The sequence below is a fragment of the Streptomyces sp. WAC05292 genome, from assembly GCF_003949955.1.
GTDB lineage: Bacteria > Actinomycetota > Actinomycetes > Streptomycetales > Streptomycetaceae > Streptomyces > Streptomyces globosus.
In genome coordinates this window covers 1-13,975 of sequence record NZ_RPSE01000141.1, presented here as the reverse complement: position 1 = coordinate 13,975, position 13,975 = coordinate 1, and the positions used below count along the sequence as shown (strand labels likewise).

Here is a 13,975-nt window from a genome sequence, read left to right as displayed (position 1 = left end):
GCCCCGCCGAGAATCGCCCCAGGGTGCCCCGGCGGAGTGCGGGGGCCGCGACGGGAAGGGCGGTGGACGATGGTCGCGTACGTCATCATCCCCGGGATCGACGGGTCGGATGAGCGGCACTGGCAGAGCCTGTGGGAGAAGCGGTGGGGGGCCTCGGCGGTCCGGATCGCGCCGGCCTCCTGGAGTCGGCCCGACCTGCCGGACTGGGTCGCCGCGATCCAGGCCGCCCACGAGACCGCGTTCCGGCGCGACGGCCGGGTGGTGCTGGTGGCGCACAGCCTCGGCTGCTGGGCGGCCGCGCACTGGCTGGAGCAGGCGCGTCCCGGCGTGGTGGCGGCGCTCCTCGTCGCGCCTCCCGATCCGCGGGGGCCGGCGTTCCCGCGTGAGGCGGCACCGTCGTTCCCGGGCCTGTCCGCTCGCCCCCTGCCGTGCCCGAGCCTGGTGGTGGCGAGCGACGACGACCCCTACTGCGACGCGAAGGCGTCCGCCTCCTTCGCACACGACTGGCGGGCGCGAGCCCACCTCGTCGAGGCCCACGGGCACATCAACTCCCGCAGCGGCCTCGGTGACTGGCCCGCGGGCCTGGAGCTCCTCCGCGGGCTCGTCGACGGCTGATCGGGCTCAGGCGGCCTCGAGGGAGTCGATCCAGGCGGTCAGCCGAGCGCATTCACGGTCCATGACCCCCGGATCGCGCAGGGCGTTGGCCAGTACGGACATGCCCTGATAGGCGCCCACCAGGGTGAGGGCCAGGCCCTCGGGATCCGGCCGGCCGAGCTCGCGGAACTGCTCCTCCGCCCAGGTCAGCAGGGACCGGATGACCCTGCCCGCCTCGACGTCCAGGCCGCCCGGGTCGCGTTTCCCCAGCTCCGCGGCGAGGGTGCCGGTCGGGCAGCCGTAGCGGACGGCGAGGTCGCGCCCGCTCGCCCAGGCGTCGACCAGCCCTTTGAGGCGCTCGCGGGGGCCGGGGAGCCGGCCCAGGTGGCCGACGAGCTGTTCCAGGTGCCGCTCGTGCTCGGCCAGCGCGGCGGCGACCAGCTCGTCCTTGGTCTTGAAGTAGTAGTACACGTTGCCGACCGGCACCTCGGCCGCGCGCGCTATGTCGGCGATGGTGGTGCGTTCGGCGCCCTGCCGGTGGACGACGTCGGCCGCGGCTTCCATCAGGCGCCGCCGCTTCGCGCCGGCGTCCCGGGTGCGGGCGCGCTCCTTCGAGTGAGTCACCCGACTAACTGTACGGCCCCGACCCGTGCTAGCCTCCGGGCAGTCAGTAAGTCAGTCGACTGACTGACAACCCACCGACCCACTCTGATTCGAGGAACTCCACATGATCGTCGTCACGGGTGCCACCGGAAACGTCGGCCGCACGCTCGTCCGCCTGCTGGCCGAACAGGGCCGCGAGGTGACCGCGGTCTCGCGCCGCATCACCCCGGCCGACGTCCCGCCCGGCGTGCACACCGTCGCCGCCGACCTGGCCCGGCCGGACGCGGCCGACCTGCCCGCCGCGGCGGACGCGGTCTTCCTGCTCGTCGGGGGAGAGCTCATGATGACCGGCGACCCCGCCGCCGTCGTCGCCCCCTTCGCCGGCTGCGGCAGGATCGTCCTGCTGTCCTCCCAGGGGGTGATCACCCGCCCGGACTCCCTGTCCCACGGACGGGCCTTCGCCGCCTACGAGCAGGCCGTCATGGACTCCGGCACCGACTGGACCATCCTGCGCCCGGGCGGATTCGCCTCCAACGCCCACGCCTGGGCGCCCTCGGTCAAGGCGAGCCGGACCGTCGCCGCGCCCTTCGGCGACGTCGGCCTCCCGGTCGTCGACCCCGACGACATCGCCGCCGTGGCCGCCGCCGTCCTGACGCAGCCCGGCCACAGCAGGGCCTGCTACGAACTCACCGGACCCGCCCCGACCACCCCGCTCCAGCGCACCGCCGCCCTCGCCGACGCCATCGGCGAGCACGTCGCCTTCATCGGCCAGACCCGCGAGGAGGCCCGCGCGCAGATGCTCGCGTTCATGCCCGCCCCGGTCGCCGACACCACCCTCGACATCATCGGCACCCCCACCCCGCGCGAGCAGGCCGTCAGCCCCGACATCGAGAGGATCCTCGGCCGCCCCGCCACCCCCTTCGCCGACTGGGCCAGGCGCAACGCCGCCGCCTTCGCGTGACCGGCGGGCCGACACGGGCCAGGAGGTGCGATTCGGCCAAGCGGGGCGGGCCCGTGAGCGTTTCGCCGGTCGCGTCAGCCGTTGTGAGAGGCTGGGGCGCATGAACCGGTTGGCTGGTGTGACCTCGCCGTATCTGCTTCAGCATGCCGACAATCCGGTCGACTGGTGGCCGTGGGAGCCCGGGGCGTTCGAGGAAGCCAAGCGGCGCGACGTACCCGTCCTGCTGTCGGTCGGCTACTCGGCGTGCCACTGGTGCCACGTCATGGCGCACGAGTCGTTCGAGGACGGCGACACCGCCGCCTACATGAACGAGCACTTCGTGAACGTCAAGGTCGACCGCGAGGAGCGGCCCGACGTCGACGCCGTCTACATGGAGGCCGTGCAGGCCGCCACCGGCCAGGGCGGCTGGCCCATGACGGTCTTCCTCACCCCCGACGCCGAGCCGTTCTACTTCGGCACCTACTTCCCGCCCGAGCCGCGCCACGGCATGCCCTCCTTCACGCAGGTCCTGGAAGGCGTCAGCACCGCCTGGGCGGGCCGGCGCGAGGAGGTCGCCGAGGTCGCGCAGCGCATCACGCGGGACCTGGCCGGCCGGCAGCTGGACTACGGTCGGGCCGCCGCCCCCGGCCCCGAGGAGGCGGCGCAGGCGCTGCTGGCACTGACCCGGGAGTACGACGAGGCGCGCGGCGGGTTCGGCGGGGCGCCGAAGTTCCCGCCGTCGATGGTGCTGGAGTTCCTGTTGCGCCACCACGCGCGCACGGGCGCGGAGGGCGCGCTGCAGATGGCCGCCGACACCTGCGAGGCCATGGCCCGCGGCGGCATCTACGACCAGCTCGGCGGCGGGTTCGCCCGCTACTCCGTGGACCGGGAGTGGGTGGTGCCGCACTTCGAGAAGATGCTGTACGACAACGCCCTGCTGTGCCGCGTCTACGCGCACCTGTGGCGGGCCACCGGCTCGGACCTGGCCCGGCGGGTGGCGCTGGAGACCGCCGACTTCATGGTGCGGGAGCTGCGCACCCCCGAGGGCGGGTTCGCCTCCGCGCTCGACGCCGACAGCGAGGACCCGGAGACCGGGAAGCCCGCGGAGGGCGCCTACTACGCCTGGACGCCCGCCCAGTTGGAGGAGGTGCTCGGCGCGGAGGACGGGGCGCTGGCCGCCGCCTGCTTCGGGGTGACGCAGGAGGGCACCTTCGAGCACGGCGCCTCCGTGCTCCGGCTCCCGCAGGACGGGCCGGTCGTCGACGCCGGGCGGATCGCCGGGATCCGGCAGCGGCTGCTCGCGGCGCGCGCCGCCCGACCGGCGCCGGGCCGGGACGACAAGGTCGTCGCCGCGTGGAACGGCCTGGCGGTCGCCGCCCTCGCCGAGTGCGGGGCGTACTTCGACCGGCCGGATCTCATCGAGCGGGCCACGGAGGCCGCCGACCTGCTCGTACGGGTCCACTTCCGGGCGGAGGACGGGCGCGCCCCGCGCCTGGCCCGCACCAGCAAGGACGGGCAGGTCGGGGCCAACGCCGGGGTGCTGGAGGACTACGGGGACGTCGCCGAGGGGTTCCTGGCGCTGGCCGCGGTGACCGGGGAGGGCGTCTGGCTGGAGTTCGCCGGGTTCCTCCTGGACCTGGTGCTGGACCGGTTCACCGCCGAGGACGGCTCCCTGTTCGACACCGCGCACGATGCGGAGCGGCTGATCCGCAGGCCGCAGGACCCCACCGACACCGCCGCGCCCTCCGGGTGGACGGCCGCGGCCGGCGCGCTGCTGTCGTACGCCGCGCACACCGGCTCGGAGGCGCACCGGACGGCGGCCGAGCGGGCGCTCGGGGTGGTACGGGCGCTCGGCCCGCGCGCCCCGCGCTTCATCGGCCACGGCCTGGCGGTCGCGGAGGCGCTGCTGGACGGGCCGCGCGAGGTGGCCGTGGTCGGCCGGGCGGACGATCCGGCGCGCGCGGAGCTGCACCGGACGGCGCTGCTGGCGACGGCCCCCGGGGCGGTCGTGGCGGTCGGCGAGCCGGCGGCGGAGGAGGGCGGACCGGGCGCGGCCGAGGGCGAGTTCCCGCTGCTGGCCGGGCGGACGCCCGTCGAGGGCAGGGCGGCGGCGTACGTGTGCCGGCACTTCGTGTGCGCGCGGCCCGCGACGGACCCGGCCGAACTCGCCGCACAGCTCGGCAGGCCGGCGGGCTCCTGACCCGCCGGCCCCGCCCGTCAGTGCCGGTACGCCGCCAGGGAGATGCCGACGTAGTGCGCGATGAACGCGGCCAGCGTCAGCGAGTGGAACACCTCGTGGAAGCCGAAGAAGCGCGGTGAGGGGTTCGGCCGCTTGATCCCGTAGATGACCCCTCCCGCGCTGTAGAGCAGCCCGCCGGCCACGACGAGCACGAGGACGGCGATGCCGCCGGCGCGCAGGAAGTCGGGCAGGAAGAAGACGGCCGCCCACCCCATCGCGATGTAGCAGGGGGTGTAGAGCCAGCGCGGGGCGCCGACCCAGAAGACCCGGAAGGCGATCCCGGCCGCGGCCGCGATCCAGACCGCCCACAGCAGCGTCCGTCCGGTGGAGGGCGGGAGGAGCAGGACGGTCAGCGGGGTATACGTCCCCGCGATGATCAGGAAGATGTTGGCGTGGTCGAGGCGGCGCAGGACCGCCTCGCCGCGCGGCCCCCAGGTGCCGCGGTGGTACACGGCGCTGATCCCGAACAGCAGGCAGGCGGTGAGCACGTACACCCCGCACGCCACCCGGGCGCGCGCGGAGTCCGTGAAGGCCATGAGGGCCAGGCCCGCCACGACGACGGCGGGGAACATCCCTGCGTGCAGCCAGCCGCGCATCAGCGGCTTGGCCTCCGGCGCGGCAGCCGCCGCAGCGGCCTCCCGCACGACTGCGGCGTCAGAAGTCATGGTCCACATGCTACCTACGGGTCCGTAGGTTTCTCATAGTGTGCTTTACGGAAGATTGACGGGAGTGGCGATGCTCACGTGAGAGGCCCCCTGGACATATGCGCACACGCACCGGATGATCAGATGAGTGCGGTCGGCACCGGATGAGCGGAGCGCGAAGCGTCCGGGTCGCAGCCCCCACGGGGCATACACCAAACGAACCCCTCAACAAGGAGCAATCGTGGCGCGCGACAACGCGGCTCCCACATCCGTCCCGACGAACCACAAGGACCTGATCGCCTGGGTCGACGAGATCGCGGCGATCACCCAGCCGGACAGCGTCGTCTGGTGCGATGGTTCCGAGGCCGAGTACGAGCGCCTGTGCGGGGAGCTCGTCGCGAAGGGAACCTTCCGCAAGCTCGACGAGACCAAGCGCCCGAACTCGTACTACGCCGCCTCCGACCCGTCCGACGTCGCGCGCGTCGAGGACCGGACCTTCATCTGCTCCGAGAAGGAGGAGGACGCCGGCCCGACCAACCACTGGAAGGCCCCGGCGGAGATGAAGGACATCTTCACCGGCGAGAACGGCATCTTCCGCGGCTCCATGAAGGGCCGCACGATGTACGTCGTCCCCTTCTGCATGGGCCCCCTCGGCTCCGAGCTCTCCGCGATCGGCGTCGAGATCACCGACTCCGCCTACGTCGCCGTCGCCATGCGCACCATGACCCGCATGGGCCGTGCCGTGCTCGACGAGCTCGGCGAGGACGGCTTCTTCGTCAAGGCCGTCCACACCCTCGGCGCCCCGCTCGCCGAGGGCCAGGCCGACGTGCCGTGGCCGTGCAACACCACCAAGTACATCTCGCACTTCCCGGAGACCCGCGAGATCTGGTCCTACGGCTCGGGCTACGGCGGCAACGCCCTGCTCGGCAAGAAGTGCTACGCCCTGCGCATCGCCTCCGTCATGGCGCGCGACGAGGGCTGGCTCGCCGAGCACATGCTGATCCTGAAGCTCACCCCGCCGCAGGGCGAGGCCCGCTACGTCGCCGCGGCCTTCCCGTCGGCGTGCGGCAAGACCAACCTCGCCATGCTGGAGCCGACCATCCCCGGCTGGACGGTCGAGACCATCGGCGACGACATCGCCTGGATGCGCTTCGGCGAGGACGGCCGCCTGTACGCGATCAACCCGGAGGCCGGCTTCTTCGGCGTCGCCCCCGGCACCGGCGCGCACACCAACGCCAACGCCATGAAGACGATGTACGCCAACACCGTCTTCACCAACGTCGCGCTCACCCCCGACGGCGGCGACGTCTGGTGGGAGGGCATGACGGAGGAGCCCCCGGCCGAGCTGATCGACTGGAAGGGCAACCCCTGGACCCCGGAGTCCGGGACCCCGGCCGCCCACCCGAACGCCCGCTTCGCCGTCCCGGCCGCCCAGTGCCCGACGATCGCCCCCGAGTGGGAGGACCCCAAGGGCGTCCCGATCTCCGCGATCCTCTTCGGCGGCCGCCGCGCCTCCGCCGTCCCGCTGGTCACCGAGTCCTTCGACTGGAACCACGGCGTCTTCATCGGCTCGAACATCGCCTCCGAGAAGACCGCCGCCGCCGAGGGCAAGGTCGGCGAGCTGCGCCGCGACCCGTTCGCCATGCTGCCGTTCTGCGGCTACAACATGGGCGACTACATGGCCCACTGGATCAAGGTCGGAGCCTCCGCGGACGCCGCGAAGCTCCCGAAGATCTACTACGTGAACTGGTTCCGCAAGAACGACGCGGGCAAGTTCGTGTGGCCCGGCTTCGGCGAGAACAGCCGCGTCCTGAAGTGGATCGTCGGCCGCCTCGACGGCACCGCCGAGGGCGTCGAGACCCCGATCGGCATCCTGCCGGCCAAGGGCGCCCTCGACCTCGACGGCCTCGACATCGCCGACGAGGACCTCGACTTCCTCCTCACCGTCGACAAGGACGTGTGGCGGGACGAGGCCGCCCTGGTGCCCGAGCACCTGAACACCTACGGCGACCACACGCCCAAGGAGCTGTGGGACCAGTACCACGCGCTCGTGGAGCGCCTGGGCTGAGCCGCAACACGCCCTGAACCAGGGCCCTTTGAACGTGGGAGTCCCCGACCAAGCGATTCCCACCGCTGTGGGAGCCCCCGACCAAGCGGTTCCCACCGCAGCCGCGGACCGTCCCGGAGAGCCCCCGTGCTCCTCCGGGCGGGCCGCGCGCACCCGCCGGCGGCGGGCCCCCGGTGCACGGGGGCCCGCCGCTCGCGCGTTCCGGCCCGCCGCGCGTTCCACCCGCACCGCGATGCGTCCCGCGGCCCGCGGGCGGGCAGCCTGCTCCCGTCGACAGGCACTTTCCACGGCGAGACGGGTGAGCGCACGGTGGCCGACCGGTCCCTCTTCGAAACGGCGTACGCATCGGCGGGAGCTGGCAGCGGGCCCGCCGGGCCGTCAGGATCGTCTCCTGGGCGCGGGCGCGCAGGGCGCGGGGGACGCGCCGGACGCGATGGGCTGGGCGCGATGGGTGCGATGACGGCGTTGAAGCGGCACGGCCGGCTCCTCGGCCTGTCCGCGGTGGCGGCGGTGCTGGTGTTCACACCGCTGGGCCTGTACGTGTGGGGCGGCGGCGGTCCGGCCGCCGCGCCGCCGCGCGGCGCGCTGGAGGACGTACGGGTCACCGGGTGCCGGGTCGACCCGGCGAGCCGGCGGGTGGTCGCCGCGGTCGAGGCCTCCGGGCGGCCCGGGGGCGCGGGCGCGTACGTGGTGACGGTGGAGTTCCGCGACGACGACGGCTCCCGGCCGGGCGGGAGGGCCGCGCAGGCGCTGGTCCGGATTCCCGGGGTGGCTCCGCGGGCCGTCGAGCGGGGCGAGGCCGTCGGGCCGGTGTGGCCGTTCGCGGCGGTGCCGTGGTGCGGGGTCGCGGGGGCGGAGTTCACGCCCGCGCCGTGACCGGCGGACCGCGGCTCGCGGGGGAGGGCGTACGGGGTACGCGCTCCGGGGGCGTACGGCGTCATGGCTCCCGGTCCGGAGCCTCCGCGGCCCCGGACCGGGGCCGTCAGGGGCGCCCGGCGAGGTTCTCGGAGAACCGGCCCAGGGCGGCGGTGTGCGCGTCCATCAGCTCGGCGGCGAGGATCGCGACGGTGGTGTCCGCGCGGGACGCGGCCACGACCAGCGCCCGGCCGGCGAGGTCGTGCGCCCGCCGGTGCAGGGCGGCGGGGTCCGCGGCCGGGTCGTGCGGCGCCCGGGCGGGGGCGGTTCCGCGCAGCCGGCCGACCTGGGCGGCGATGCGGTCGCCGGCGTCGCCCTGGCCGAGCGCGTCCGTGACGGCGAGCAGCGCCGTCAGGTGCCCGGCGAGCTGGTGGTCGAGCGCTTCGGCGCGGGTGCTGTGCGGATAGTCGGAGTGGCGGCCGCCCACACGGTGGACGACCGGCTTGGTCCGGATCGGCTCGTACATGAGTGGCCTCCCGAAAGTCAGGAGACCATCCTACATTGGATTCGTTCTAAAGTTTTTCCCGATCCTGGACCGAGGGGCGGTGGAGCGGGGCCGGACCCCTCCACCGCCCCTCGGGCGTTCCTCGACCGCGGGCGCGGCCGGCGGCCGTCAGTGCTGGCCGTAGCCGTCCAGGAACGTGCCGATCCGCGTCACGGCGTCCGCCAGGTCGGGAGCGGCCGGCAGCGTCACGATCCGGAAGTGGTCCGGCTCGGGCCAGTTGAAGCCGGTCCCGTGCACCACCATGATCTTCTCGGCGCGCAGCAGGTCGAGGACCATCTGCCGGTCGTCCTTGATCTTGTAGACGGCCGGGTCGAGCCGCGGGAACAGGTAGAGCGCGCCCTTCGGCTTCACGCAGGTGATGCCGGGGATCTGCGTCAGCAGGTCGTACGCGGTGTCGCGCTGCTCCAGCAGCCGGCCGCCCGGCAGGACCAGGTCCTGGATCGACTGCCGGCCGCCCAGTGCGGTCGCCACGGCGTGCTGCGAGGGCATGTTCGCGCACAGGCGCATGTTGGCGAGGATCGTCAGGCCCTCGATGTACGAGGAGGCGTGCTGCTTCGGACCGCACACCGCCATCCAGCCGGCCCGGTAGCCGGCCACCCGGTAGTTCTTCGACAGGCCGTTGAAGGTGAGGGTCAGCAGGTCGGGCGCGAGGGCCGCGGTGTTGGTGTGCGTGGCGCCGTCGTAGAGGATCCGGTCGTAGATCTCGTCCGAGCACACGATGAGGTTGTGGCGGCGCGCGATGTCGGTGAGGCCCCGCAGCATCTCGTCGTCGTAGACGGCGCCGGTGGGGTTGTTCGGGTTGATGATCACGATCGCGCGGGTGCGGTCGGTGACCTTCCGCTCGATGTCCGCCAGGTCCGGCATCCAGTCGGACTGCTCGTCGCAGCGGTAGTGCACGGCCGTGCCGCCGGCCAGCGAGACGGACGCCGTCCACAGCGGGTAGTCCGGGGCGGGGACGAGGACCTCGTCGCCGTCGTCGAGCAGCGCCTGCATCGCCATCTGGATCAGCTCGGAGACGCCGTTGCCGAGGTAGATGTCCTCGACGTCCAGCTCGATGCCCTTGGTCTGGTAGTGCTGCATGACCGCGCGCCGCGCCGACAGCAGCCCCTTCGCGTCCCCGTAGCCGTGGGCGTTGCCCAGGTTGCGGAGCATGTCCTCCAGGATCTCCGGCGGGCACTCGAAGCCGAAGGCCGCGGGGTTGCCGGTGTTCAGCTTGAGGATGCGATGACCTGCCGCTTCGAGCCGCATGGCCTCTTCGAGGACGGGGCCGCGGATCTCGTAGCAGACATTGGCGAGTTTCGTTGACTGGATCACCTGCATGACGGGAGCTTACGGGCCCCGCGCCGGGGCCCGCTGGGGTTTGCGGTACAGGATCGGAGGGGGGTATGTCCCGGTTCGCGCGATGGGAAGGGCGGGGGTCCGCTGGGCCTTGGAAACGGGGGCCGCGACGGCACTCCACCTGCGGAATCGGTGTGTCCGCATACGTCCGCCAGGGGCCGTGTTGCGCTCGTCACCCCGACTCCGCCGCGCGGCGCCGGATGCCCCGCGCCGGCGCGGGCAGACGCGTCCGGCCGGGGCGCGTGCGCAGGGCCGGGGCGCGTGCGCACGGGGCCGGCGACCGGTCCGGGTCGCGGGTCCTGAGTACGGCTCCTGAGTACGCGCACTCATGCGGCGGGCCCGCGCCCTGGCGGAGGGTGTTCTTCCGGGAGTGCCGGGAACGGAGAGGCGGAGCAGTGGATTTCGTAGTCGGCGACATGGCGATCACCACCGTGGGAACGGACGGGGACGACCGGGCCATCGAGTTCCTGGTACGCCCCCACCGCGACGGCCGCAGCAGCGGCCGGGTCGGCAGCGAGGGCCACTTCGCCATCTACCGCGAGCACGGCCGGGGCTGGGAGGGCGCCCGCCTCGCCCTCGACCCCCAGTCCGGCAGCGTCCCCATCGCCGCGGTCGAATGGGCGGTGGAGTTCGCCCGCGAGTACCTCTAGCGACCCCTCCGGCGCCGGGCCGGCTGACGGGGCGCCAGTCCGGACCGCGATTCGTGCGGGACTGCGGGAACTCGTCGGGCGGGCCGCGGCGTTGTCCCGAACGGGTGGGTCCGACCCGGCCTGCGGCGGCTCGAAGGCGATGTGCAGAATGACCCGTATGTCGATAGCGAACATTCCGCAGGCGGCCACCGCCGCAGACGCCCCGGAGATCGGCCGCACCCTGGCCCGCTCCTTCGGTGACGACCCGATGATGTGCTGGTTCTTCCCCGACGCCGCCTCGCGCGAGGAGCGCCTGGCCGAGTACTTCACCACCCTCTTCACCCGGCACTACGTCCGGCACGGCGTCTGCGAGCGCACCGCCTCCGCCGCCGCCTTCTGGGTCGCCCCCGAGGCCGGCGAGCTGGGCGTGCCCGACGTGGAGACCCAGCAGGCCCTCCTGGAGGTGCTCGGCGACCGCGCCGGGCTGTTCCGCGACGCCATCGGCGCGGCCGCCGCCCACACCCCGCAGGAGCCGCACTGGTACCTCGCGGCCATCGGCGCCGACCCCGCCGCCCGCGGCCAGGGCCACGGCGCGGCCCTGCTGCGCTCCGGCCTCGCCAAGGCCGACGCGGCCGGCATGCCCGCCTACCTGGAGTCGTCCAAGGCGGACAACCTGCCGTTCTACGAGCACTTCGGCTTCACCGTCCGCGAGGAGCTCGCCCTCCCCGGCGGCGGCCCCACCCTGTGGGCGATGTGGCGCGAGCCGCAGCAGGCGGCCGACGCCGCCTGACCCGCCGCGCCCCGGCGCACACGCGGGCGGACCGGCGTCGCGTTCCGTAAACACTTGGACGCGGAACGTACCGCCACGGGAGACTGCCTGTCTGCCCGCCCCCGCACCGCCGCCCGGCACCGCGGGGCTTCCGGGGCGAGCGCGCCCCGGAAGGCGGCCGGCGGGCTGCCGTACGACACCCCGGGGTGGCGATGGGACCGTCCGCACCACGTACCGCACCGCGCGGGGCGCCACCGGGCCGCGGCCCGGTGGCCCTCGCGCTCCGCTACTACGGCAGGGAACTGGTCCGGCTCCGCCGGTTCGCGCTCCCCGCCATGCTGATGCCGGCGCTCGGCAACATCGGCGTCAACTACCTGGCGCCGCTGGTCGTCGCCAAGCTCGTCGGCCGCATCGCCGACGGCGGCGCCGGCCTCGCCGCGACCCTGCCCTATGTGCTCGGCTTCGCCGGCGTCCTGCTCCTCGCCGAAGCCCTGTGGCGGCTCGGCGTGCACTGCCTGAACCGGCTCGACGCCCTCGGCATCGAACGGCTCTACGTCATCGGCGTCGACGAGCTGTTCGCGAAGGACGCCGCCTTCTTCCACGACAACTTCGCCGGATCGCTGACCAAACGCGTCCTCGGCTTCGCCTCCCGCTTCGAGGAGTTCGTCGACACCCTCGCGTTCGCCGTCGTCGGCCGGTTCGTGCCGCTGCTGTTCGGGTCGGTCGTCCTGTGGCAGTACGAACCGCTGCTCGTGGCAGGACTGCTGACGATGATCGCCGTCACGGCGCTGTGCGTGGCACCGCTCGTACGCCGCCGGCAGAAGCTCGTCGACCGGCGCGAGGCGGCCATCGCCCGGGTCTCCGGGCACGTCTCGGACAGCCTCGCGAACATGGACACCGTCCGCGCGTTCGCCGCCGAGCGGCGCGAGGCGGAGGAGCACCGGTCGCGGGTCGCGGAATCGCGCCGGCTCACCCTGCGGGCCTGGGACTACGGCAACCTCCGCATCGACACGGTCGTCGCGCCGATGTCCGTCCTGACCAACGCCCTCGGCCTGCTGATCGCGGTCGCCGTCGTCGGCGGCGGCGCGGGCGGCGGCACCGGAGACGGCGTGGAGGCCGTCGTCGTCGCCTTCACCTACTACTCCAACGCCACCCGCATCATGTTCGAGTTCAACCAGGTCTACCGCCGCCTGGAGCGGTCGATGACGGAGGCCGCCCAGTTCACCGAGCTGCTGCGGGAGCCGCCGACCGTCCTCGACCCGCCGGAGCCCGAGCCGGCGCCGCCGGCGCGGGCCGCGGACGTCCGCTTCGAAGGCGTCACCTTCGCCCACAAGGGTGCCCGGCCGCTCTTCGAGGAACTCGACCTCGCCGTGCCCGGCGGCGCCAAGTTCGGCCTCGTCGGCCGGTCGGGCGGCGGCAAGAGCACCCTGACCCGGCTGCTGCTGCGGATGACGGACGTCGACGGCGGCCGCATCCTCGTCGGCGGCCGCGACATCAGCCGGCTGCGCCAGGCCGACCTGCGCAGCCTGATCGCGTACGTGCCGCAGGACCCGGCCATGTTCCACCGCACACTCCGCGAGAACATCGCCTTCGCCCGCCCCGGCGCCACCGACGCGGAGGTCCGGCGCGCGGCCGAGGCGGCGCACGTCACCGAGTTCGCCGACCTGCTGCCCGACGGCTTCGACACGCTCGTAGGCGAGCGCGGCGTCAAACTGTCCGGCGGGCAGCGGCAGCGGGTCGCGCTCGCCCGCGCCATCCTGCGCGACGCGCCGATCCTGCTGCTCGACGAGGCCACCAGCGCCCTCGACTCCGAGAGCGAGATCCTCGTCCAGGAAGCGCTCTGGCAGCTCATGGCCGGGCGCACGGCCCTCGTCGTCGCGCACCGGCTGAGCACCGTCGCCGCCATGGACCGGCTCATCGTCCTCGACCGCGGGCGGATCGTCGAGCAGGGCCGCCACGAGGAGCTGCTCACCACCGGCGGCGCCTACGCGCGGCTGTGGCGGCACCAGTCGGGAGGCTTCCTCGGCGGCGCGGACGGCGGCGCGGACGGCGGCGCGGACGGCGGCGCGGACGCCAGCCCGGTGGGCGGCGGCCCGGTGGGCGGCGCCGGCGGGCCGGTGGGCGGCGGCCGCAACGGCGCGGACACCCCTGCCGACGGGCCGGGTACCGTGGGCCGATGAAGATCATCGACCTGGAGCCGGGCGACCCGCGGCTCACCGCCGACCTGCTGCCCGTCCTGCGGGAGCTGCGCCCCCACCTGACCGCCGGCCTCCTCGCCGACGTCTACGCCGAGGGCCACCCGCAGGGCCTGCGGTTCACCGCGGCGTACGACGACGGGGGCGCGTGCGCCGGCGCGGCCGGCTGGCGCATCGTCGCGAACACCGTCGACATCCGCCGCCTGTACGTCGACGACCTCGTCACCGCCGCCCACACCCGCTCCCGAGGCGTGGGCCGCGCCCTGCTCGCCCACCTGGAGGAGCGGGCCCGCGCGGCCGGCTGCCGCCTCCTGGACCTCGACTCCGGCACGCACCGCACCGGCGCGCACCGCTTCTACCTCCGCGAGCGGTTCGACATCGTCGCGTTCCACTTCGCCAAGGAGCTCGACTAGTGACCTGAGTCGGAGATTCATCGTTAGTTGGGCATGAGTCGTCCGGGTCCGAAGATTGCGCCGTTGTCGGTCAGTGATGCCCAGCGAGCGGTGCTGGAGGGCTGGTTACGCCGCCGTACGACG

At 73.7% G+C, this 13,975-nt stretch carries 13 protein-coding genes; 9 read left to right on the top strand and 4 right to left on the bottom strand.

The window, feature by feature from the left end; all coding sequences use genetic code 11:
• Positions 1 to 69: 69 nt before the first annotated feature.
• Entirely contained in the window at positions 70 to 615 is a 546-nt protein-coding gene (locus EF903_RS16965) for an alpha/beta hydrolase (RefSeq protein WP_125544077.1), read from the top strand.
• Between the two features lie 6 nt (positions 616 to 621).
• Here EF903_RS16965 and EF903_RS16960 read toward each other — a convergent pair whose 3' ends face one another.
• Positions 622 to 1,158: a TetR/AcrR family transcriptional regulator gene (locus EF903_RS16960; protein ID WP_125544079.1), complete on the bottom strand. Its 537-nt coding sequence runs from the start codon at positions 1,156 to 1,158 to the stop codon at positions 622 to 624.
• Between the two features lie 163 nt (positions 1,159 to 1,321).
• On the opposite strand from EF903_RS16960, the gene EF903_RS16955 reads away from it, so the two are divergent.
• Both EF903_RS16955 and EF903_RS16950 read left to right on the top strand, forming a co-directional pair.
• The gene (locus EF903_RS16955; RefSeq protein ID WP_125544076.1) at positions 1,322 to 2,158 is read left to right on the top strand and encodes an NAD(P)H-binding protein; all 837 of its coding nucleotides are present in this window, start codon (positions 1,322 to 1,324) and stop codon (positions 2,156 to 2,158) included.
• A gap of 100 nt (positions 2,159 to 2,258) precedes the next feature.
• On the top strand, positions 2,259 to 4,337 hold the full coding sequence (locus EF903_RS16950; RefSeq protein WP_125544075.1) for a thioredoxin domain-containing protein: 2,079 nt from the start codon (positions 2,259 to 2,261) through the stop codon (positions 4,335 to 4,337).
• Between the two features lie 17 nt (positions 4,338 to 4,354).
• Here EF903_RS16950 and EF903_RS16945 read toward each other — a convergent pair whose 3' ends face one another.
• Positions 4,355 to 5,041 carry a hemolysin III family protein gene (locus tag EF903_RS16945; protein WP_125544074.1) on the bottom strand — a complete coding sequence of 229 codons (687 nt, stop codon included), beginning with the start codon at positions 5,039 to 5,041 and terminating at the stop codon, positions 4,355 to 4,357.
• A gap of 220 nt (positions 5,042 to 5,261) precedes the next feature.
• On the opposite strand from EF903_RS16945, the gene EF903_RS16940 reads away from it, so the two are divergent.
• Together EF903_RS16940 and EF903_RS16935 are read left to right on the top strand one after the other, a co-directional pair.
• Positions 5,262 to 7,088: a phosphoenolpyruvate carboxykinase (GTP) gene (locus tag EF903_RS16940; protein WP_125544073.1), complete on the top strand. Its 1,827-nt coding sequence runs from the start codon at positions 5,262 to 5,264 to the stop codon at positions 7,086 to 7,088.
• Positions 7,089 to 7,544: 456 nt separating this feature from the next.
• Positions 7,545 to 7,964 carry a hypothetical protein gene (locus tag EF903_RS16935; protein ID WP_125544072.1) on the top strand — a complete coding sequence of 140 codons (420 nt, stop codon included), beginning with the start codon at positions 7,545 to 7,547 and terminating at the stop codon, positions 7,962 to 7,964.
• Positions 7,965 to 8,070: 106 nt separating this feature from the next.
• Here the strand turns inward: EF903_RS16935 and EF903_RS16930 are convergent, their stop codons facing one another.
• Entirely contained in the window at positions 8,071 to 8,469 is a 399-nt protein-coding gene (locus EF903_RS16930; RefSeq protein ID WP_125544071.1) for a hypothetical protein, read from the bottom strand.
• A gap of 147 nt (positions 8,470 to 8,616) precedes the next feature.
• Complete coding sequence (locus EF903_RS16925; RefSeq protein ID WP_125544070.1) at positions 8,617 to 9,828, bottom strand: pyridoxal phosphate-dependent aminotransferase; 1,212 nt, start codon at positions 9,826 to 9,828, stop codon at positions 8,617 to 8,619.
• 413 nt (positions 9,829 to 10,241) lie between these two features.
• On the opposite strand from EF903_RS16925, the gene EF903_RS16920 reads away from it, so the two are divergent.
• The 4 genes from EF903_RS16920 to EF903_RS16905 all read left to right on the top strand — a co-directional run bounded on the left by EF903_RS16920 (position 10,242) and on the right by EF903_RS16905 (position 13,852).
• Positions 10,242 to 10,496: a hypothetical protein gene (locus EF903_RS16920; RefSeq protein WP_125544069.1), complete on the top strand. Its 255-nt coding sequence runs from the start codon at positions 10,242 to 10,244 to the stop codon at positions 10,494 to 10,496.
• Between the two features lie 148 nt (positions 10,497 to 10,644).
• The gene (locus EF903_RS16915) at positions 10,645 to 11,265 is read left to right on the top strand and encodes a GNAT family N-acetyltransferase (protein ID WP_185902698.1); all 621 of its coding nucleotides are present in this window, start codon (positions 10,645 to 10,647) and stop codon (positions 11,263 to 11,265) included.
• A 191-nt stretch (positions 11,266 to 11,456) separates the two neighbouring features.
• A complete protein-coding gene (locus EF903_RS16910) occupies positions 11,457 to 13,424 on the top strand; it encodes an ABC transporter ATP-binding protein (protein WP_125544078.1) in 1,968 nt (655 codons plus the stop codon).
• On the top strand, positions 13,421 to 13,852 hold the full coding sequence (locus tag EF903_RS16905; protein ID WP_125544067.1) for a GNAT family N-acetyltransferase: 432 nt from the start codon (positions 13,421 to 13,423) through the stop codon (positions 13,850 to 13,852). The genes EF903_RS16910 and EF903_RS16905 overlap by 4 nt, the downstream gene beginning before the upstream one ends.
• The last annotated feature ends 123 nt before the right edge of the window (positions 13,853 to 13,975 follow it).